Annotated in this window: 17 protein-coding genes; 11 read left to right on the top strand and 6 right to left on the bottom strand. The window is 51.5% G+C overall.

What is annotated here, in order from left to right:
• Positions 1-238 precede the first annotated feature (238 nt).
• The 6 genes from WC593_06055 (at position 239) to gyrA (ending at position 9432) form a co-directional block, all read left to right on the top strand.
• Complete coding sequence (locus WC593_06055; protein ID MFA4824705.1) at positions 239-2026, top strand: Eco57I restriction-modification methylase domain-containing protein; 1788 nt, start codon at positions 239-241, stop codon at positions 2024-2026.
• Positions 2027-2029: 3 nt separating this feature from the next.
• Positions 2030-3133: a BsuBI/PstI family type II restriction endonuclease gene (locus WC593_06050; GenBank protein ID MFA4824704.1), complete on the top strand. Its 1104-nt coding sequence runs from the start codon at positions 2030-2032 to the stop codon at positions 3131-3133.
• Between the two features lie 33 nt (positions 3134-3166).
• Positions 3167-3682 (top strand): hypothetical protein, encoded by a 516-nt coding sequence (locus WC593_06045; GenBank protein MFA4824703.1) that lies wholly within the window; start codon positions 3167-3169, stop codon positions 3680-3682.
• Positions 3682-4557, top strand: a complete 876-nt coding sequence (locus tag WC593_06040; protein MFA4824702.1) for an SEC-C metal-binding domain-containing protein — start codon at positions 3682-3684, stop codon at positions 4555-4557. Before WC593_06045 ends, WC593_06040 begins: the two co-directional genes overlap by 1 nt.
• 257 nt (positions 4558-4814) lie before the next feature.
• Positions 4815-6914 carry a DNA topoisomerase subunit B gene (locus tag WC593_06035; protein ID MFA4824701.1) on the top strand — a complete coding sequence of 700 codons (2100 nt, stop codon included), beginning with the start codon at positions 4815-4817 and terminating at the stop codon, positions 6912-6914.
• Positions 6904-9432: a DNA gyrase subunit A gene (gene gyrA, locus WC593_06030; GenBank protein MFA4824700.1), complete on the top strand. Its 2529-nt coding sequence runs from the start codon at positions 6904-6906 to the stop codon at positions 9430-9432. Before WC593_06035 ends, gyrA begins: the two co-directional genes overlap by 11 nt.
• Positions 9433-9620: 188 nt before the next feature.
• Here the strand turns inward: gyrA and WC593_06025 are convergent, their stop codons facing one another.
• Positions 9621-11066 (bottom strand): MFS transporter, encoded by a 1446-nt coding sequence (locus tag WC593_06025; protein MFA4824699.1) that lies wholly within the window; start codon positions 11064-11066, stop codon positions 9621-9623.
• A 113-nt stretch (positions 11067-11179) separates the two neighbouring features.
• Here WC593_06025 and WC593_06020 point away from each other — a divergent pair, with 113 nt between their 5' ends.
• The 4 genes from WC593_06020 to WC593_06005 all read left to right on the top strand — a co-directional run bounded on the left by WC593_06020 (position 11180) and on the right by WC593_06005 (position 13748).
• Positions 11180-11596, top strand: coding sequence for a secondary thiamine-phosphate synthase enzyme YjbQ (locus WC593_06020; GenBank protein MFA4824698.1), 417 nt, complete (start codon positions 11180-11182; stop codon positions 11594-11596).
• A 57-nt stretch (positions 11597-11653) separates the two neighbouring features.
• On the top strand, positions 11654-12460 hold the full coding sequence (locus WC593_06015; GenBank protein MFA4824697.1) for a 4Fe-4S binding protein: 807 nt from the start codon (positions 11654-11656) through the stop codon (positions 12458-12460).
• Between the two features lie 73 nt (positions 12461-12533).
• Positions 12534-13085: an META domain-containing protein gene (locus WC593_06010; protein ID MFA4824696.1), complete on the top strand. Its 552-nt coding sequence runs from the start codon at positions 12534-12536 to the stop codon at positions 13083-13085.
• Between the two features lie 87 nt (positions 13086-13172).
• Positions 13173-13748, top strand: coding sequence for a class I SAM-dependent methyltransferase (locus WC593_06005; protein MFA4824695.1), 576 nt, complete (start codon positions 13173-13175; stop codon positions 13746-13748).
• 14 nt (positions 13749-13762) lie between these two features.
• Here the strand turns inward: WC593_06005 and WC593_06000 are convergent, their stop codons facing one another.
• Together WC593_06000 and WC593_05995 are read right to left on the bottom strand one after the other, a co-directional pair.
• Complete coding sequence (locus WC593_06000; GenBank protein ID MFA4824694.1) at positions 13763-14119, bottom strand: hypothetical protein; 357 nt, start codon at positions 14117-14119, stop codon at positions 13763-13765.
• Positions 14120-14237: 118 nt separating this feature from the next.
• Entirely contained in the window at positions 14238-14501 is a 264-nt protein-coding gene (locus tag WC593_05995; GenBank protein MFA4824693.1) for a UPF0147 family protein, read from the bottom strand.
• 79 nt (positions 14502-14580) lie between these two features.
• Between WC593_05995 and WC593_05990 the strand changes: the two genes are divergently transcribed.
• Positions 14581-14973, top strand: coding sequence for an Sjogren's syndrome/scleroderma autoantigen 1 family protein (locus tag WC593_05990; protein MFA4824692.1), 393 nt, complete (start codon positions 14581-14583; stop codon positions 14971-14973).
• A gap of 1058 nt (positions 14974-16031) precedes the next feature.
• On the opposite strand, the gene WC593_05985 is transcribed toward WC593_05990, so the two are convergent.
• The 3 genes from WC593_05985 to glyS form a co-directional block, all read right to left on the bottom strand.
• A complete protein-coding gene (locus WC593_05985) occupies positions 16032-16892 on the bottom strand; it encodes a hypothetical protein (protein MFA4824691.1) in 861 nt (286 codons plus the stop codon).
• 87 nt (positions 16893-16979) lie between these two features.
• Entirely contained in the window at positions 16980-19223 is a 2244-nt protein-coding gene (locus WC593_05980) for a DEAD/DEAH box helicase (protein MFA4824690.1), read from the bottom strand.
• 288 nt (positions 19224-19511) lie between these two features.
• Positions 19512-21284, bottom strand: a complete 1773-nt coding sequence (gene glyS, locus WC593_05975; GenBank protein MFA4824689.1) for a glycine--tRNA ligase — start codon at positions 21282-21284, stop codon at positions 19512-19514.
• Positions 21285-21328: the final 44 nt, after the last annotated feature.

Genomic DNA, 21328 nt, shown 5'->3' with positions numbered 1-21328 from the left:
GGGCCGGTCTGAATGATTCCGGAATTGTTTTTCGTAAAATTATATACGCTTTGTAGTAGCGGGTGGGGAGCTCCATATGAAAATGTGCAGGACATTTTAATCTTATAACGCCAGAAGCATTTTCACCCCCCGCCCCCATCGGTCTTTATAATGCGAACAAATCCACTACAGATTAATATCGAAACATATTGATTATCAATTATCGTAATTTGAGTGATCCAACTGTGTGGAACGATCAATGGAAACGGATCGATTAGTTTCAGAATTTGAATCAAAAAAACTAGAAGCGAAAGCGTACGCTGAAGAAATTGACAAGCCAGAATTAAGGGTTGGATTCGCAAGGTCCTTCTGTGGAATTACATTAGATGCATTCTGGTCAGAAACATGCAAGATAAACAAATGTTCCTGGAAGATAACTGATCCGTTCTTAAAATTTGACCCATTAGAACCGGACTTAAACTCGGATGCATCGATTCTCGGATCAATTCTCTCAAAACTTCCCTTCCCTGAGAGCAGTTATCTCATCGGTACAATCTACACGGCGCTGTTGCCCCATGACACCCGGTCCGACTTTGGCGCATATTATACACCCCCTGCCTTGGTCGATCGTCTTATTGAGATGGTTACCGATGAAGGCTTTGACTGGCGAAACAGCAATGTTATGGATTTGTCCTGTGGTGGGGGAGCGTTCCTTTCCCCCGTGGCTATCCGAATGGCAGATTCAGTGCCAAAAAAAGATGTGAAAAACCCGAAAAAAACAATCGAACGGATCTCACGGAGATTGAAAGGCTTTGAGATCGATCCGTTCGCGGCCTGGATGTCACAGGTTCTTGTAGAGATCGCACTCATAGAGACGTGTATCGACGCGAAAACAAGACTTCCAACTATCGTCAAAATTTGCGATACTCTCGATACACTTCCTGACAAAGGTGAGGAAGTTGATCTCGTTATCGGAAATCCACCCTACAGAAAAATTACACTCCCTGAACATCAGAGAGCCTTATATTCCCGATCCCTGTTTGGTCATGCAAATCTCTATGGCATTTTTACCGATATCGGAATTCGGTGGACGAAACCAGAAGGATACATCGCCTACGTAACCCCGACTTCATTTTTGGGAGGCCAATATTTCAAGTCCCTTCGATCTATGTTATCTCAGCATGCCCCCCCGGTTACGATGGATTTTATTTCAGAAAGAAAAGGAGTGTTTGAAGAAGTACTTCAGGAGACAATGCTCGTCGTCTATAAACGCTCCGGTTCAGAGAGGGCAGAAGCTGATGATCCTAGAGTCAAAGTTCATTGCCTCAAATCGAATGGTCCCGAAAAACCGGTTGTCAGTGAGAGCATCGGATCCTTTTTGCTCCCCGAAGGTGCTGAAGATCCTTGGTTCATTCCCAAAGAACCCGAACAGGTGAAATTAATCGAGAATCTCCTGAAGATGAGAAACCGAATTAGCCATTTGGGATATGAAGTGAATACCGGACAATTAGTCTGGAACCGGCACAAAAAACAATTAATCAATGAAAATAAGACCGGAAGTTACCCATTAATCTGGGCAGAATCGATTTTAAACGACGGCCAATTCCAATTCAATTCGAAGCGGGCAAACCACTCACCGTTTTTCTTACTCGGAAAAAAACAGGATTTTCTGATTACTAAAAAGCCGTGTATTTTAGTCCAAAGGACAACCGCGAAGGAACAAAAGAAACGGATTTTTTCGGCGGTGTTACCCAAGGAATTCATCTCGGAACATGGAGGTGTGGTAATTGAAAATCACGTCAACATTATCAGAAAAACGAATACCTCTCCGCTTATTTCCCTCGAAGCCTTGACAGTTCTGTTAAATTCGAATATGATAGATAAAATTTTCCGTCTGATTAGCGGGAGTGTCGCTGTATCGGCATATGAGTTGAATGCGTTGCCATTACCGAAAGTAAACGATGTAAAGATTCTTGAAAAACTTATTTCCAACAAAGCATCAAGGGATGAAATTGAAAGATCGATCAAGAAAATGTACGAGAGATAACGAATGACTGCCCAACTTTTACCTCCGATACCATCACGTGAAACAATTCGCCACAGACTGCAACAAATATTTCCCGAGGGAATTGAGGGCAGGGTGTATCTAATCGGCGACATGGCGGTCAATACGGTATCTGTTTTCTTTTATATTGGTGCGGTTGAAGGGTTCGACCTTCTGTTGCAGCCAGGACACATCTATTACATGTCGGATCGTCAGCTGGCGTCTCATGATGATAACTCGAGAATTTCATGGGCAGGAAAATCCAAATGGGCGAGAGATCACATTGCAAACCCTTGGTATCCAGGAGAAGGGAGTCGAGAATCAATCCGTGATGATGTGATAAAGGATGGGTTAAGGGACAGAACAGCGGTGAAAATTAAACCAGGGGTTTCAGGTCAAGCGAACAAACCTCGGTATTACCTTTCGGATTCTTTTGCAGCTCTGTTCCATGAAGGGATAACCGGCGATGAGTTATCAGAACTAATCTCAGAATGGCAAAAACGAAATCTTAACAAGGAGACGCAACTTGCCGTAGGTATCCGGAAAACGTTGAATGCAACGGACAGGATAACGGTAGAATTTTCGGATGGAACACGGAGAACATTACCAAATGATGAAAGTTCTATTATCCTGAAGAATCTCATCGAATCATTCTCAAAAAATTTCCTGACAGATCCCCATGTCGTATCTTATAGTACATCGGAAGAAAAATATGTCAATCCAAATCCAAGAGTAATCCACGGTCTCAATTTTTCGAAGGAGGAAATATCAAAAATATTCCCCGACCTTGTTTTGCTCGATATTTACAAAAGGAATGAAGAGGATACGACACTCCTCATTTTTATCGAGGTTGTCGCTACGAGTGGTTCGATGACTCAGCAGAGAAAAGATACGATCCTCGCCTTACTCGGAGAAAGAGGGTATGATATATCGAAAGTTGCCTTCATCACTGCATTTCTCGACAGGGCGAGCCGGGCATACAGTAAAAAGAATCTGGAGAAAATTGCCTGGGGTTCTTTTATCTGGTTCGCTAATTATCCCGACAATATCCTGATCATGAAAGGGCAAAGCACTGGAGAGAGAAAAAAATTGAGCGATTTGATGAAATAACCGATATTTTATCATTGGAGGTGTTTTTAAATTATGATTATCGAAACCGGAGACCTTGAAATCAATTTTCAAACCATAATCGACCATAATGATTTATCGTCGGATACTAAGAATAAACTGTCAAAATCTAAAATTATTTTACTTCCTGCCTCATTTTCGACATATCAAATTCGAGGGGATTTCCCTTCAGAAACCCCTAATTTTCTGAAATACATACGAATAAAGCATCCCGAAGTCGATGTCAATATCTTTGAAAATAGTGGCGAAGAAAGAATTCAAGCGTTACACCACGCAGATATAATTTTACCACCAATCTTCTTTTTAATTCAAGACTATTCGGTTGAGATCATTATTGGAATAATTAGTGCATATCTTTACGACAAATTCAAAGGAGCACCGGATTTAGGTAAAAAAGATGTAAAATTAGAACTCCTTCAAGGAAGTATCGGATCATTTAAAATCAAACTCATTCGATATGAAGGACCAATTTCAGGAATTAATAAAATAGAAAAACTAAGAAATTCCGCAGAGGAAAAGAAAAAACAATAATGACTCGTTCTTACTCAATATTAGAAATTGATCCGAAGAAATATCCTCTTTTCTTGAACATAAAAAATGATTTGATCAGTTTTGATTCATACTTAATTCAGAAAAAATTCGATAAAATTTTCTCAAATTATGATCGTTGCAAAGGAAAATGTGAAAATCTCAAACGTGTTGCTATCCGCAAAAACGATGAAGATTGTGCAAATATATCATTTCTATTAAAAATCAATTTTGCATTAATACAGAGTATCGCGAAATTCTGGGAATTATGCGAGATATATGAATATCATGATTCCTGGGTATATTTGCAGGATGCTTTGGATCAAAATCGAATTTTACTAAAGCATTTAGATCTTGAAAAACACGAATCTATGGTAAAAAGCTATGAATACCTTTCATTAATTGAAAAATTATTCCCTTTTCATGTTTTTGTTAGTAGTGCAATGGATCAACTGGAAGTGAAATGTTCACTATGTAATAAATCACCGTTTGATCCTGAGTGCAACCACATTCCTGGAAATCTGTATTGGGGGAAAGTGGCGTCTAACATAGTCGAAAAAATTGGAGGTTTTAATCATATCGCGTTAGTTCCGAATCCCGCAGATAAAAGACTCGTCTTGCATAAATTTGAATACGATAAAAACCATCCCGAAGATAGCCCTTTCAGAAATGTACATGCGTTTATCAAACATTCGGGAAGACCGTTAACAAGTTTAAAAATTGAAAATACAACAAGGGAAGTTTTACGTTCAGATTTTGCCCATGAACCTGAAAGTTGGCCATGTCCTTGTGGCAGTGGAATTTCCTTCAAGGATTGCTGTTACGACAAGGAGACAATAATAATTCCTCATATCAACATTTTCTATGATAATGATTAAAGCGGAACTGTATATTAACAAAAATTTTGAATCTCACAACAACGTTCGGGAGAGGAACCTTTCCCCGCTCGTCTACCCCGGTTATCCAAATCATAAACCCGGAAAACCATAGGAATTGCGACAAAACCCCCCGTCGGAGCGTTACAATTATAATATCCCCTCAATCTAAACAACCGCAACCGTTTATACGCTAACCAACCAATAATTAGTGTGATTTCCGTACAGGTTTTTTTCGCTTTTTCGCGGGGTGATTCCGCGTGACCGAGACGTACGATGCATCCCATATTACGGTGCTCGAAGGCCTAGCCCCGGTCAGGGAGCGGCCGGCGATGTACATCGGCAGCACCGATACCCGTGGCCTGCACCACCTTGTCTATGAGGTCGTCGACAACTCCATCGACGAAGCGCTCGCCGGGTTCTGCACCCGGATCGCAGTCGTCATCAACAAGGACGGGTCACTCATGGTCGAGGATAACGGCCGGGGGATCCCCGTCGATACAATGGAGAAGAACCACAAGAGTGCGCTCGAAGTCGTACTGACCGTCCTCCATGCTGGCGGCAAGTTCGACAAGGAGACCTACCAGGTCTCGGGCGGTCTCCATGGGGTCGGTGTCTCGGTGGTGAACGCTCTCTCGAACTGGCTCTCGGCCCGGGTCTACCGGGACGGGAACATCTATGAGATGCGGTTCTCGAAAGGCAAGCCCACCTCAGCGCTCACGACCCGGGAGGAGAGCCTCGCTGAACTCCTCGCCCGTTACCAGCAGTGGTATGGTGAGCCGGCCCCTTTCGGTCGGGCATCGCCGGCGCTCACGGCCGGTTCCGGCCAAATCGATCTCACGGCTGCTGCCCAGTACCCCACAGGGAACGAGCAGCAGGACCGGGCCTCGCTCCTCGCGGCTCTTGGGAACAAGCTGACCGGCACCCGGATCCATTTTGTCCCGGATGCAACGATATTCGAGACAACGACGTTCGATTACGATACCCTCTCCCACCGGCTCCGTGAACTCGCGTTCCTGAACGCAGGTCTCGCTATTATCATCACCGATGAACGCACGGTCGATTCGGTCACGCTCGCGCCCACGATCGCCACATACTGTTACGCGGGCGGGCTTGCCGAGTTCGTGAAATACTTAAACGAGGGTATTGAGGTCATCCACCCGAACCCTATCTATATCACGAAAAAAGACGTGGAGAACAAGCTCGAACTCGAAGTCGGCCTGCAGTACACGACCCAGTACGATGAGAAACTCTATACGTACGTCAACTCGGTCAACACCCGTGAAGGCGGCACCCATCTCGAAGGCTACCGGAGCGCCATCACCCGGGGCATCAACGTTGTTGCGAAGCGAAACGGGCTGATCAAGGAGAACTCCACCATCACCCTCCGGGGCGAAGATGTCAGGGAGGGCCTGACCTCGGTAGTCTCGGTCAAGATGGCAAACCCCCAGTTCGAGGGCCAGACCAAGATGCGCCTCGGGAACAGCAGTGTCAAGGGCATCGTTGACTCCCTCGTGTACGCGGCGCTCACCGAGTACTTTGACGAGAACCCGGGCATTCTCAAGACCATAGTTGAAAAGGCGCTCATGGCCGCAAAGGCCCGCGAGGCCGCCCGGAATGCCCGGGAGCTGGCCCGGCGCAAGAGCTCGCTCGAATCGGGCGGTCTGCCCGGGAAGCTTTCGGACTGTTCGGAACGCGATCCCAAAAAGAGTGAGATATATATCGTGGAAGGTGACTCTGCCGGCGGCAGCGCCAAGCAGGGCCGGGACCGGAAATTCCAGGCAATCCTCCCCCTCAGGGGAAAGATCCTCAACGTGGAAAAAGCCGGCGAACACCAGATCCTCAAGAACGCCGAGATCCAGACGCTGATCAATGCCATCGGTACCGGCATTCTCGAAAAATTCGACGCCGAGCGGGCACGCTACCACCATATCGTGATCATGACCGATGCCGATGTGGACGGGGCGCATATCCGGACGCTCCTCCTGACGTTCTTCTACCGGTACATGCCAAAACTTATCGAGCTCGGGTACGTCTACATTGCCCAGCCGCCTCTCTTCAAGATCTCGAAGGGGAAGGAAGAGAAATACGTGTACAAGGAAGAGGAGATGCAGAAGGTCTCGGCCGCCATGGGCGAGAAGGGAGTGAATATCCAGCGATACAAGGGTCTCGGCGAGATGAACGCCCAGCAGCTCTGGGATACGACCATGGACCCGGAGCAGCGAATCTTCCGACAGGTCAATGTTGAAGATGCGACAGACGCAGAATTCACATTCAAGACACTTATGGGCAAGGATGTGGAGGAGAGGAAGAATTTTATCTACCGTCACGCGAAGGAGGTGACGAACCTTGACATCTGAGGAGAATATCCCTGTCGAAGTAGCTGAAACTCACAGGACCGAGCCTATCAGCATCGAACAGGAGATGAAAACCTCCTACATCAACTATGCGATGTCGGTTATCATCGGCCGTGCCATCCCCGATGTCCGCGACGGTCTCAAGCCGGTTCATCGCCGCTCGCTCTATGCCATGTGGGACATGGGCAATACAAGCGAAAAGCCCACGAAGAAGAGCGCGAGGGTGGTCGGTGACGTGATGGGTAAGTACCACCCGCACGGCGATGCTTCCATCTACGATACGATCGTCAAGATGGCCCAGCCCTTCTCGTACCGCCACATGCTTGTACAGGGGCAGGGTAACTTCGGTTCCGTAGACGGCGATTCTGCTGCAGCGAGCAGGTACACGGAAGTCCGGCTCTTCCCGTATGCCGAGGCAATCCTGCAGGACCTCGACAAGGAGACGGTAGCGTTCGTCCCCAACTACGATGAGTCACTGAAAGAACCGACTGTCCTTCCCTCGAAGATCCCGAACCTCCTCGTCAACGGAACCGACGGTATTGCGGTCGGGATGGCCACAAAGATGCCCCCGCACAACCTCCGCGAGGTCTGTGCGGCTGTCAACCGGTTCCTTGACGAACCGAATGTTTCTGTTGACGAACTCATCCAGATCATGAAGGGTCCGGACTTCCCGACCGGCGGTATCCTTATGGGCGTCGAAGGTGTCAGGAATTACTATGCTACCGGCCAGGGCCGGGTCGTGGTCCGCGGGGTCGCCGAGATAGAAGAGTCTGATGGCGGAAACCGGGGCGACCGGATCATCGTCACCGAACTTCCGTACCAGGTCAACAAGGCGCAATGGATCACCAACATTGCCGAGATGGTCAAAGACAAGAAACTAGACGGCATCAGCGACATCCGCGATGAGTCGGACAAGGATGGGATCCGGGTAGTCTTCGAGCTGAAGAAGGGCATGATCTCTGCGGTCATTCTCAACAACCTGTACAAACACACGGCGCTCGAGTCCAGTTTCTCGGCCTCGAACCTCGCGATCGTGGACGGGGCCCCAAAGATCCTCAACCTCCCGGCCCTCCTCGGGAACTTCGTCCACCACCGGATAGAAGTCATCAGGCGCAGGTCGGAGTTCGATCTCAACAAGTGTCAGGAGCGGGTCCATATCCTCAACGGCCTGCTCACTGCACTTGCCGCAATCGACCGGATCATCGCGGCCATTAGGGGATCGGATACCGTGGACAACGCACGTATTGCGCTTATCACCGGGTTCAACCTCGATGAACCTCAGGCAAACGCAATCCTCCAGATGCAGCTCCGCAGGCTCGCGGCCCTTGAGCAGCGGAAGATCATGGATGAGAAGAACGAGCTCGAAACAGAGATCCGCAGGCTCGAAACTATCCTGTCGTCCGAGGCGAACATCAAGGACGAGATCCGACGCGAGACCTCCGAGGTCGCACTGAAATTCGGTGACACCCGCAGGACGGAGATTGCCCTCGACACGAGCGATCTCTCGAACGAGGATCTGATCGAGGACAAGACGGTGCTTGTTTCGATCACGAAGACGAACTATATCAAACGGATGGACCTCGACACCTACCGCAAGCAGCGCCGTGGAGGCCACGGTATCACAGGCATGACTACGAAGGAGGATGATGTCGTCAGCTCGGTTTTCTCTGCCGATATGAAGGACTACCTCCTCTGCTTCACGAGCATCGGCCGGGTGTACTGGCTCAAGGTCTACCAGATCCCCGAGAGCTCGAGGGTTGCGAAGGGCAAGCCGATCATCAACCTCCTCAACTTAAAAGACGAGGTCATCACGACTGTTATCCCCATCCGTGAGTTCCGCCCGGACAAGTACCTCATGTTCGCGACTAAACTCGGGCAGGTCATCAAGATCCCGCAGGACCAGTTCTCGAACCCCCGCTCGAACGGGACGAACGCCATCCGGCTCAAAGAAGGCGACCAGCTCGTAGACGTCATCACGACCGACAACACGCGTGAAGTCGTCCTCTCGACCCGGTTCGGGTACGGCCTGCGGTTCCATGAAGAGACCGTCCGTATAGTGGGAAGGAATGCCTCAGGTGTGATTGGCATGCGGTTCCATATCAAGGAGGACACGGTCTGTGCCATCACACTCGTCGATAACGAGCATACCCTCCTCACCATCTCCGATGTCGGGTTCGGCAAGCGGACCGAGTTCGATGACTTCCGCGGGCATGGCCGGGGGACGAAGGGAGTCCGCACCATGGTGCTCGAACGCAATGCCGTGATCATCGAGTCCCGGGCGGTCTCCGAGACTGACGAGATCTTCGTCATGACCGCGTCGGGCGTCGTCATCCGGACTCCGGTCAGCGAGATCCGTATCATCGGACGCGGTACCAAGGGGGTCAAGATCATGCGTCTCGACGAGAACGACAAGATCGTAGGTATCGCGGTCGTTCCTGCGGACCTGGATAATGGGAATGGCACGGATGCAGCTGCAGAACCGACCGGCCCGGAAACAAACGGATCGGAAAAGTCTGAATAATTTTAATTTTTTTTTGTTTACTGCTGTTTCATTGAGGGCAAAATTTGTTATCAATCGTTCCATCGGGTGCGACGGCGTTCATCATTTTTCCGGGAATGAGGGCATCCGCTCTCGTCCTGGTAATGCAATCAATTCTTACGGAACCCATGGAAAAACGATGAGGTATTTTCCCTGCCGCTGACAACGGCTTACCGGTCCAGCAAGGATAACAGCACCACGATCCCGCACAGGCAGGCACATACTGCCATAATCCGGCTGATTGAGACTGCCAGGAGTGCCGGGTCCGCAGTAATTACATCCCCGCCATATCCTGCGGCCATGAGCTGGAACGAGAGCAGGATACTGCCCAGCGAAACACCGAGGGCCATGCCTAAGTTCCTGCTCGTGGCAATAACACTCGATGCCGTTGAGAGCTGCTCTTTGGGAAGTGCACTTAAAATCGCGGTGTTGTTGGGGGACTGGAAGAGCCCGACACCGGTACCAAAGAGCACAAATGCGACGATGATGCCAGGCACATTCCGGGTGATGGCGCAATACGAAAGGATAAGAAACGAGATAGCAGTGATACTCATCCCAAGCGCAGCATAATTCCGTGTCGGGTGGCGGTCATAGAGCGATCCGGCGACAGGTGCTACGATCACCATAACGGCTGGGGTGACTAAGAACACCAGTCCCACCTGCGACGGGCGATAACCCAGTACACCTTCAAAATAGAACGGGCCGACCACGGCCATCATGAAATTCGCAACAAAGACCAGGACAACCGCAATGACCGGGAATAAAAACGCACGGTGGGAAAATACCGAAAGGTCAAGCAGGGGTGCCGGGCAACGGCGCTCATGCCAGATGAACAGGGCGAGTGCACCGAGGAATATGGCACCGGATATGATGGCAGCAGGGGTAATAATTCCCGTATCGGCGAGGCTCCCCAGCGCCATGATCAGGGCAACAAACATCGCAACCATTGCAGCGGATCCTTGCCAATCAAGGGAGAGTGATGTTGTCCGCTTCTCATCGATCCGGAAGTACGCTGCCGCCGAGGCAATGAGGAGGATGCCGATGGGGATATTGATAAAGAAGATGTACTGCCAGCCCAGCGAGTCCACGACAAAGCCCCCGACAATAGGTCCCGCGATACTGCCGATGGCAACCGTTGCACCAAGGTACCCCATCGCCCGCCCGCGTTCCGCCGGGGGCGTTGTGGCAAAAATGAGCGCTGATGATATGGAAAAGAGCATCGCGGCACCGGCACCCTGAATGACCCGGAACAGGATGAGTTCAGGCAAACCGGCTGAGAGCCCGCAGGCAAGAGAACTGGCAGTAAACACAATAATGCCGACAAAGAAGAGCCGGGCACGCCCCACATATTCCGACACCTTACCAAAGACAAGGAGCAGGCTTGTCATCGTGATGAGATACGCGGTGATCGTCCACTGGGAGTCGGAAAGGTCAACGGAAAAAAACCGGGTCATGGAAGGCAGCGCGATGTTGACAACCGTGCCATCAATGACGGCCATCAGGACGGATGCCAGAACAATGAACAGGACCGCATACCGGTGACGAAAGGGTGATGCGGCACGGACTTTTTCTCCGTCCGACGGATTGTTGGGGTTCATTGCACGCTCTGGATTCATATTTGAGTGCCGGCGGTTTAACGGTTGGCACCTGCCAAATAAAGAACAGGATCTTTCCGGACAGGGGGAATAATTTTGGCAGATGAGGGAAGAGGATCTGGTGGGATGTATCCATGTTCACAAAAACCATCCGGGTAAGAACGCAACACGAAGGCGATGTTATCGATCTTTCGGAAAAAGTGAAACAGATTGTGAGGGAGAGCGGGATCGGTGCCGGGCTTGTCCATCTCTTTGTGCAGCACTCGACGGCAGCGCTGACCACGATCGAGTTCGAACCGGGCGTACTCCAGGATCTCAAACGTGCCCTGTCCGTACTCGCACCGGACAATGCGGACTATGCCCATAATTCCCGGTGGGGGGATGGCAACGGGCGCTCGCATGTGAAGGCGGCACTCGTGGGACCTTCACTCACCATCCCGGTAGAGGACAGCACCCTGCTGTGCGGCACATGGCAGCAGATCGTGCTGCTGGAGCTGGATGTGAATGCCGGGCGGGAAAGGACCATTGTGTGTACGGTAACGGGAGAATGAATACGGATTTACTGAAAAACACAAGTTTTTATCCCCCTCGCATGCCAGAGTAAAACAATGAGTGACACAATCCGGGAGCAGGTCACCGGCAAATGCGCTGAACTGGATATCCCCCTTGCAGGATTTGCATCTGCGAAAAGCTGGGATGAACCCCTGTTCGAACCATGGGTTCCTCCCCGGTTCCGGCCGCAGGCAATCTGGCCGGAAGTAAAAACAGTCATCGTCATCGGCATACCCGTCAGCCTCCCGGTTATCGAGACTGCTCCTTCCATCTGGTACCACGAACTGTACCGGACCGTCAATACCCTGTTAGACACCAGTGCGTTCCGGATTGCCACATTCCTGAATGCACAGGGATTTCCTGCGATCAGTCTCCCCCGGGATGGTTACGGGTCGATTGGTGTGCTCAAGGAAAAACCGGTTGCCTTTTTTTCCCATCGCCATGCAGCCTGTCTCGCCGGGCTGGGAACGTTTGGCATAAACAATATGCTGCTGACCCCGCAGTACGGGCCACGGGTCCGGTTCACCTCCATCTTCACCACCGCAGAGATCGATCCAGATCGCGTCATGGAAGAAGACCTGTGCATACAATGCATGCGGTGTGTTGAGGTCTGCCCGGTCAGAGCAATCCCGGATACGGATTATCCTGCCGGGATTACCGACAAGCTTGCGTGTGCCACGCGATCCGAAGCGCTGCTCAAACGGTTTATTTCACCCTGCGGACTCTGCATCAGAGTCTGCCCCGTGGGAGAGGATCGTACACGGTTCCACCGGGTGGACATGGGCATATACGATGAGGATAAAAAGGAGTTCGATATCTATCATGCGGCATGGAACCATGTGAGATCCTATGGGGGGAGATAACACTCCCGTTTCTGGAGACAGTCCAATTTTCATATCCGGTTTATTTATATAGGATTAAAGAAAAAATCCCGCTATGAAAAAGACCACGATTCTTTTCCTCATCTTTGTGATTGCCGCAGTCATGATCACCGGTTGCACAAGTACCCCCCCGCCCGCAGTACAACAACCTACGACCGTTGCCACGCTGCCCCCGACCGTCGTTGTAACTACCCCGGCAACTCCCGCCGTTCCTGTTCAACTGGCAGGGAACTGGGTTCTTACAACGATGGGAATACAGGGAGGAACCGGCGTCACCTATCCCACAACTGAGATCTCCTTAACTATCAACCCGGATGGATCTCTCACAGGGTATGATGGTTGCAACAACTACTATGGAACATGCACCCTGACCGGAATGACAACCCCGAAAGGGAACGGGATGACCATCAGCAACATTGCATCCTCCAAAAAGTATTGTGCCACACTCGCAGATCAGGAGACCATGTACCTGAATATCCTGGGTAAAGCAATGGCGTATAATGTGGATGGCAACCAGCTCTCGATCACTGCGACAACCGGCGATGTCCTGATATACCAGACTCCCGCGTCGCTCGTGACACCGGTGCAGTACCCCCACCCGGCATAATAACGCCTCTTTTTTTATCACTATACCCGTTAATCAGGTTTTTAACCGGTGGAATCCAAGCATTATCACGCATACGAAGGCACTGTTATGGAAAATCCCCCTCCTCCCCTTGCACGGATTATTGAAGAAGAACTGATCGATTACCGGATCCGCTCCCGGTTTTACCATCCGGACTATGTAAAAAGGCTGGGACTTTACGGCTCTGAACGGGTGCTCGAATTCGGGAGCGGCGGGGGATGCCTCTCCCGTGCCCTCGCCCGCACGCTCAATCCGGAGGGAGCGTTATCCTGCGTGGAAATCTCCCCGTACTGGGTGGAAAAAGCAAAACGCAGGCTGAAGGATTGTACTAATATCGAGTACCTGCAGGGCGATATCACGCGGATGCCCATTCCCGAAAACCATTTCGACGCCGTCATCATCCACTTCGTGCTTCATGATGTCGAGCCGGCTGCCAGGATCGATGTAGTGAGTGCTCTCGCAAAATGCCTTCGGCCGGAAGGTACGGTCTTTATCCGCGAACCGGCAAAGCCTGAGCACGGCATGCCCCTTTCTGAGATCCGTGCACTGATGCAGGATGCCGGGCTCCGGGAGATCCATGCCGGCTGCACCCGGTCGTGGCGGCGGACCTGGACCTGCGAAGGGATGTTTAAGAAAAGCTGGTAGCCAGATCCTGAAAATTACTTCTTCTGTTCCGGAACGTTCCCGTCATCGGAAGGCTGGCGGAGCTCGTCTTTGAAGTAATCGATCCATGCCTGCTGTCCCTCTTTGATAATGAGACTGGTCTGGAGGTGCGTCCAGAGTGCGTAGATCACCAGGATATACGCAAGGGTCCTGATCACGATGAGCGGGAGGGTAAGCGGTACCTTGAACCCGAGCAGGGTTACGGCATGCGAAATGCCAAAAAGGCCGAACGCGGCAGCGATAAACAAGGGAAGGGGTTCGGGATTTCTCCGGTAGCAGAGCAGGCCGAGAAGGACAATGATGATGCACAATACCAGGTTCACAAAGAGAATCGGATCCCATTCAATCGCCATCATCAACACCCCTATCGATGTACGGTCCGTCCCGTATATCGGTTTTACTATGATGAGCTGAAACGAGCGGGCAGGAATTCAGATGACGGTAAAAATGAGAGGACGATAGAAGGGGTTTTTAATCCAGCGGGATTTGTTCGAGCTGCGACACCAGCTCCCAGATACGGGTCCTTGCATGGATCGGCATGTTGGGATCATTGGAGATTTCATCAACTTTTGATATGGCTTCGGCTGCGCGCAGGCCCATCGCCTTGGAATTGTTCATAAGCAGCGTCCGGGTCTCGTCTGCTACGCGCCGGATATTTCTGGGGATCGAGCTGTCCTCCTGGATGTGCTGCAACATCAGGATACAGTTTTCCATTGATTTTTCAGGGTTTGGCATGGGAACACCTACCTGTGTACCTGTAGTTAATATGCGTAACTGGCATATATAGATTAAATATCAAACCGACGGTGAACACATGCCAGTGCGCAAAGATGATGAAATAATGGCTGAATACCTCCTCAAAGGGGGTAAAATGCTCGAAAAGACCTGTAAAACATGCGGATGCCCGCTCTTCGAGGTCAAGGGAAAGACCTTCTGTGTCGTCTGTGCGGAGAAGCCGGCTGCTGCTCCTGCGAGCGCGGAACAGGCTGCCCCGGTTACCCCGGCCCATCACGAACATGGCCACTCCTGCACCTGCGGCGAAGACCACGATGAACCCTGCGACGGGGGTCTTGCCGATGAACTCGCAATGACCGTCTTTTCCCTCTGCGAGCGCATCCAGAACGAGAAGGACCCGGAGAACGTGCTTCTCCTGATGAATGCCGTGAAAGCCGGCACGGAATCGCTTGAGATCCTGTGCAGGCTGTAACCTTCCTATAATCTCTTTTTATCACATTTTTTTTTTAGTTTCGGGATTTTTATTCCGGTAAACGACGGTTTTTCTCTTTACGTGATCGCAGACAAACATGACCCGCATCCGTGTCGATAGTGCATTATGGGGGGTGGTACCCTGTCTTGGACAAGAGGGGGGGTAGGTGGGGTGGGTATCCCCCTCTCATTTTTTGGAGGGGGGGAGGGGGTACCCCCCTGTCATGGGAAAGAGAGGCACCCCCCTCCCCTTCCCGGCACGGACGGATAACCGGGTCTTCAGACGGAGACTCTATGCGAACCGCTGGTCCCGTTGATGCCGGTATGGGGGGGTGGTACCCTGTCTTGCGCAAGACAGGGGGGGAGGGGGTCCCCCCCTCGCTTTTTGGAGAGGGGGTGGGTATACCCCCCCTCATATTTTGGACAGGGGGGTACCCCCCTTTCCCGGGACGGACCGGTAACCGGGTTTTCAGACGGGGACTTCACGGGAAGCAAGGGTCGGGCGGATGCCGGCATGGGGGGTGGGAGCCAGTCTTGGACGAGACAGGGGGGTGGGGGTCCCCCTCTCTTGGTTTGGAGAGGGGGGTGCCACCCTTAGATAGATGGGGGGTAGCCTTGCAATGAACCGCATATGATCAATGGTCTGATCAAAGAGGATCGTTGACATGCTGGAATACTAAGGAGGGTTCCCCGCCTCAGGGCCCCTCCGGGGCACGGCGGGGCAGGGAGGTTTTATTTTTAGTCGTTGAAACCGCCGCGGGGGCGTCCCACGGGGGCGGCGGCGTTCATCGCAATCTTTGTAAAAAAATAGAAAGCTCTATTTTTTCGCACATTTTATGGCATACTACATCTATCTTTTAGCCAATCAATATGCTCGTGAGCGAGGTTTGAATCCCTATGGTCGCACGTTTATATTGGGTAATTGGAATCTTGTAAATTTTGAACCCCTCAAAGATGATATTATACTGTTCTAAAAAGTTGTTTGAGTAGTGATGCGCTTTTTTGTGCGTTCTAATCTTTTGGCATAAGCATTGCCAGAAATAAGAAAGAGAGATTATGTTAATAAAATCCAGCATAAAGAGATTTTAACGATAATAAGAAGGTACCGAGGATAATCCCATATAGCACGACAATTCCTAAGAAAAGTTTTAGATAATCAGGTTCATTCCCCTGCTTAAATACTGAAAAAAATGGGATTGTATCTTCGCTAAAACCAAATATCGTGATAAAATACGCGATAATACCCCCAATTCCTAGATAAATGAATAATTGCGTGAACCAAGTATAGTAAAAAGCGATTTTTTCAACAACATCTTTTGTCATATTTTGGTTATCGACTGCCACTGCAACAAATGGTAGCAGTAAAATCAATGTCAAAAAAACCTCTATACAAAAAACACTGAAAATCAATATGCCAAATGATTTTCGATTTTGTTCGTTTGAAAAATTTGAAGAGAAAAAAACTAAGAAAATAAAGACACCAAGTACAAACCCCACAAAATTTTTGGCACTTTCTGATAAACTAATCAAACTTAGTATCAAAGCAAAAAATAACAACGAATGAATTATACAAAAAACGAAAAAATTGAATCCACTTTGTCTTCGTAAAAGTTCATCATCGTGTTGCCAATTTCTTGATCTTATTATTTGCGACCCTTTAGCAATCAAATGTAAAATTAAATATAAAGCAATAATAAGAGGAAAAATACTGATGTATTTTCTATCGTCGGGCAATTCTTTTAACATATATTCAAAAATGGCTATCAATATTCCAAAAGTTCCATAAAGTTGATAGTTCCTTCGTATAAACCCGGCAATATCGAAAGATTCCGGTCTAACATCACTTATCGAATTATTACAACGTTCGCAAAAATCATCTCTAACAAAATTTTCATGATCGCAGCGATAACAAATTTTCATTAACAGACATCTTAAAATTCCTAATACCAAAATAGTTCCTATTTGTATTTTTTTTGCTCATTGTCGCATAATAAGTGAAGATAATCCCTACCCGTACACCCTCCGGCACAAATCAAACACCTTCTGAGCCGTTTTCTCCCCAATCCCCTTCACCGCAGCCAGCTCTTCGGAAGAAGCATTCACAACCCCCTGAATCGAGCCGAAGTGAGCCAACAACAACCGGGCATTTTTAAGACCAATCTCCGGAAACGCCGATATAATATACTCCTGCTCCTCTTTCAGTGAGTGATGGGACTTGTGCGGGTGCACCTTGCGCTCGCCCCGTTCCCCGTCCTCGCGCTTCGAGAGGACAAAGAGCATCTGGGCGGTGTCCTGTTCGTCGCGGGTGAACAGGATCGAGACGCCCATATCCACCGTGAGAGCCGCGAGCACGCCTTTGATCGCGTTCGGGTGGATGTCGCGCTGGGCATAGAGGTCCCCGCCTTCGATGATCATCACCGGGCGGGTGATCGATTCCGCCATCGCCTTCACCTGCCCGAGCAGGTCGCGGTTGATCAGTGTATCGACAAAGTCCCTCGCGGTCTTGCGCTCGACAAGAATACGATCGCCTATCGCGTAATCCCCGTGGGGGAGGCGCTCGATCCGGATTACGGCTCCCATGTTGGAGAGAACTTCTACCACTTTTGACGAGGTCTCGCGGTCGTCGATGATGATCTTCGGTCCCTGCGGGGTGAACGCATCGATGGTCTCCTGTTCCACGACAAGCGGCTGCTGCGGTGCGGCGGCTGAAGTAAAGCCGCCCATTGTGCGCATGCTCTTGTGCATCTGTTTCTCTTTCGATGCACTGACATGGCGGAAGACCTCATCGGAGGTCCCCTTGGTCACCATGACCACGATTTTGCCTGCCCCGGACCTCCCGGTCCGCCCCCGGCGCTGGATGGAACGGATCTCGGAGGGCACGGCCTCGTAGAAGATCACCATGTCGGTCGCCGGTACATCGAGGCCTTCTTCGCCCACCGAAGTTGCGATGAGGACCTTGAACTCGCCTTCGCGGAACCGGGTCAGGGCGGCGATCTGCTTCTTCTGCGAGAGCCCTTTCTCGGCGTCCTTGGTTGCCTGCCCCACGAACCGCTCGCAGGAAATGCCATGCTTCGTGAAGTGATCCACGAGGAGCTGCACCGTGTCGCGGTACGTGGCAAAGAGGATGATCCGGCTGTCGGGATGGGACACCAGCTGGTCCTGCACGAGCCTGAGCGCAATTTCGGGTTTCGGGTGCAGTTCCCGGGTCCACCCGAGCGTTCGTTCAAAGAGTTCCTGGAAGACCGGGTCTTTTACCAGCCGCTGGCTGGCCTTGCTGCCCCCGGAACCCGTACCTTCGGCCACCAGCTTTGCGATATACCCCTTGAGCACTTCGCTGCCCTGCGATTCTGCAAGGGTAATCGCATGCCGCAGTTTCATCAGTTCGGCATACACCGATGCCGCAGAGTATGCGGTCGGGTCCTGGTTCTGGATCCGCTGCTGGATCTGGGCATTGATCGCGTTGAGCTCCTTCATCGAGAGCTTCTCGCGCTTGGGCACGGTGAAGTGCAGCGAGGAGAGCAGGGCGAGCCGGTCTTCGATGAGCCCATTGAGCGAGTTGATCGCCGCTTTGATGTCGGGAGGGAGATCAACGGAGAGGTACTCCAACTCCCGCTCAAACACATACGGGCGGACATCCGGATCGTTCTCGGTCCGGTTCTCGATGTGGGAAATGCCCAGATTCGAGCAGACATCCTGCACCTTCTCCTGCACCCCGCCGGGTGAAGCGGTCATCGCAAGGAGGAGCGGTTTGGCAGCGGTACCCATGTACCGCTGGGCCAAGAAGACATACGCGTAGTTGCCGACTGCCCGGTGGCACTCATCCACGATCAGCAGCGTGACATCCGCAAGGGTATAGCGGCCGGCAAGGAGATCGTTCTTGACAACCTGCGGGGTGGCAAGGATCACGGTAGCCCGGTTCCAGTCCGCTGTCCGTTCGGCGGGCGGGGCTTCTCCGGTGAACATCACAAACGGGGATGCCAAACTGCCTTCCGGCGGCTTTGCCAGCAGGTATTTTTCAAAATAGCGAAGGTGCTGCTCCACGAGCGGTTTGGTTGGGGCAAGCATCAGGATCCTGCCCCCCTCATTATAGAGCCGGGATGCGGCAACGAGCAGGGCAACAGCTGTCTTCCCCAGTCCCGTGGGGAGGATGACCATGGTGTTGGCATCCAGCGCCTTCATCGCAATCGAGAGCTGGTACTCACGCGATTCGATGCTGTCCGGTTTGATCAAGGGGTGGCTGATGCAACTCATGTGATTGGAGAGAGGTTTGGTTGCTTAGGTAATATAGGAAATTGTGATCGGAGAAAGTTGCAGTTTAAATTTAATTTGTGAGAGATGATGATTATGAGGGCTCCCCGCATCAGGGCCTGCTATGGATATCTTATATCCATAGGTCCCTGTGGCCCGATGGTCATGAATACTCTCCGAGGCACGGAGGGGCAAGGAAGTTTTAATGAAAAGTCGTTGAGGCCGCCGCGGGGCGCCCTTCGGGGCGGCGGCATACACTCATTTGCGATGGGGGTGGCAACCCCCATCAACTCATTTAGGAAGAGATTGCTGTACGGGGTGAGCTATAAAAAACGGGGATTGACGCCCTATATCCCCAAACTTGGTCGTCCCCTTAACCAGCGCTGCAACCGTTGAAGGTAACTTATCAATCGCCACCCGCACCTGCTTCATGCTGTCCCGGTCCCGGAGAGTGACGGTACGATCCTCTTTCGTATCGTAATCAACCGTAATCGCAAACGGCGTCCCGATCTCGTCCTGCCGCCGGTAGCGCCTGCCAATCGCCCCGCTGTCATCATATTCGGCAAGTATACCGGACTTTTGAAGCGTGCGGGCGATCTCATGAGCAATCGTATCAAGACCGTCCCGGGTCATGAGCGGAAAGACGGCGACCTGGATAGGGGCCACGTTGGGGGAGAAGCGCATCACCGTGCGGGCTTCACCATCCGCGACATCCTCATCATAGGCCCCTTCGAGCACCGCGTAACACATGCGGTCGATACCGTACGAGGGTTCGATCACGTGCGGCACGACATCCTCGCCCCGGACATCAATAATCTCATCGCGGACTTCGAACAGGTTGGCGGGAATGTGGATCTTCTCGCCATCGACTTCCACATCGGCGCCATCAGCGGTTGGTGTGGCAATCGCCAGCGCTTCGAAGACCGCCTTTGCCTTCGTGCGGTACTGCTTGCCCAGCACGCTCATGTTCGGGATGATCCTCCGGCGTGCCACTTTCTTTGGCTCATCGTACTGGATGAAGACCGTCATCGGCGTGCCGCTTTCCTTGGCATGGGCGTTCAGGTCATAATCCGTGCGGTCGGCAAGACCAACCGTCTCCACCCAGCCGAACCGGTCGGACCGGATCTCGGCATCCCAGCAGTCGGTGGCATAATGCGCACGCTCATCGGGCAGGTGCTGCCGGAAGCGGAGCCGGTCGGGCTTGATACCTATCGTAACAAGGAGTTTGTGCGTAAGGGCTACGTAGTAGGCGAGGTATTCGTTGGCGATCACGCCCTTGTCCACGGCCTCCCGCATGGACATCGAGACCGCAGCGTCGCATTTCTCCTGCTGGACGTAGGTGAGCAGCGGCATGGTATAGTCCGCATAGCGCTTGAACGACGGGTGGTGATTCTTCTGGTCCGGGTGGACAAAGATCTCGGCTTCCGCCTGCGTGAACTCGCGGAGCCGGATCATGCCCTGCCGGGGGGAGATCTCGTTCCGGTAGGACTTGCCGATCTGGATGGCACCGAAGGGCAGCTTGTCCCGGTAGAACCTTAACAGCCGGGAGAAATCCACAAACATTCCCTGAGCCGTCTCGGGACGGAGGTACCCGATCCGCTGTGACCCCGGCCCGATCGTGGTCTGGAACATGAGGTTGAAATTGAAGACCTCAACAGTGCCGAGCACTTCTTCGCAGGCCATGCATTTGCAGGTCGCAATCGCTGCTGCGAGTTCCTCGTTCTTCATAATGGACGGGTTTTTGACGCCGCCGCCTTCCGCCACGTGGTCGGCACGGAGGAACTCCTTGCAGTGCGGGCACTGGCACATCTTGTCGGAAAATCCCTTCACGTGCCCGGAAGCGATAAAAACTGATTCCTGGGCAATCGTCGGGCACTCGATCTCGTAATAGCCTTCCTGGATGACGTAAAAATCCCGCCAGATATCCTCGACCCGCCGCTTCATCATTGCGCCCAGCGGGCCATAATCGATGAAACCCGCCACTGCGCCGTAACATTCGGACGTGGGCCAGATGAACCCGCGGCGTTTGGCAAGCTCCATCACATTTTCAAATACATCGCTCATGGTATTCCCTGATCAAATTCCTACTAACATTGAACGAATGACGA

The organism is Methanoregula sp. (assembly GCA_041645435.1).
In the GTDB taxonomy this organism is placed as follows: Archaea; Halobacteriota; Methanomicrobia; order Methanomicrobiales; family Methanospirillaceae; genus Methanoregula.
This window is presented reverse-complemented; position numbering and strand designations above follow the sequence as displayed.

Coding starts and splice junctions, on each gene's coding strand:
- WC593_06055 (MFA4824705.1), top strand. CDS start 239: ATGGAAACGGATCGATTAGTTTCAGAATTTGAATCAAAAAAACTAGAA.
- WC593_06050 (MFA4824704.1), top strand. CDS start 2,030: ATGACTGCCCAACTTTTACCTCCGATACCATCACGTGAAACAATTCGC.
- WC593_06045 (MFA4824703.1), top strand. CDS start 3,167: ATGATTATCGAAACCGGAGACCTTGAAATCAATTTTCAAACCATAATC.
- WC593_06040 (MFA4824702.1), top strand. CDS start 3,682: ATGACTCGTTCTTACTCAATATTAGAAATTGATCCGAAGAAATATCCT.
- WC593_06025 (MFA4824699.1), bottom strand. CDS start 11,066: ATGAATCCAGAGCGTGCAATGAACCCCAACAATCCGTCGGACGGAGAA.
- WC593_06020 (MFA4824698.1), top strand. CDS start 11,180: ATGTTCACAAAAACCATCCGGGTAAGAACGCAACACGAAGGCGATGTT.
- WC593_06015 (MFA4824697.1), top strand. CDS start 11,654: ATGAGTGACACAATCCGGGAGCAGGTCACCGGCAAATGCGCTGAACTG.
- WC593_06010 (MFA4824696.1), top strand. CDS start 12,534: ATGAAAAAGACCACGATTCTTTTCCTCATCTTTGTGATTGCCGCAGTC.
- WC593_06005 (MFA4824695.1), top strand. CDS start 13,173: ATGGAAAATCCCCCTCCTCCCCTTGCACGGATTATTGAAGAAGAACTG.
- WC593_06000 (MFA4824694.1), bottom strand. CDS start 14,119: ATGGCGATTGAATGGGATCCGATTCTCTTTGTGAACCTGGTATTGTGC.
- WC593_05995 (MFA4824693.1), bottom strand. CDS start 14,501: ATGCCAAACCCTGAAAAATCAATGGAAAACTGTATCCTGATGTTGCAG.
- WC593_05990 (MFA4824692.1), top strand. CDS start 14,581: ATGCCAGTGCGCAAAGATGATGAAATAATGGCTGAATACCTCCTCAAA.
- WC593_05985 (MFA4824691.1), bottom strand. CDS start 16,892: ATGAAAATTTGTTATCGCTGCGATCATGAAAATTTTGTTAGAGATGAT.
- WC593_05980 (MFA4824690.1), bottom strand. CDS start 19,223: ATGAGTTGCATCAGCCACCCCTTGATCAAACCGGACAGCATCGAATCG.
- glyS (MFA4824689.1), bottom strand. CDS start 21,284: ATGAGCGATGTATTTGAAAATGTGATGGAGCTTGCCAAACGCCGCGGG.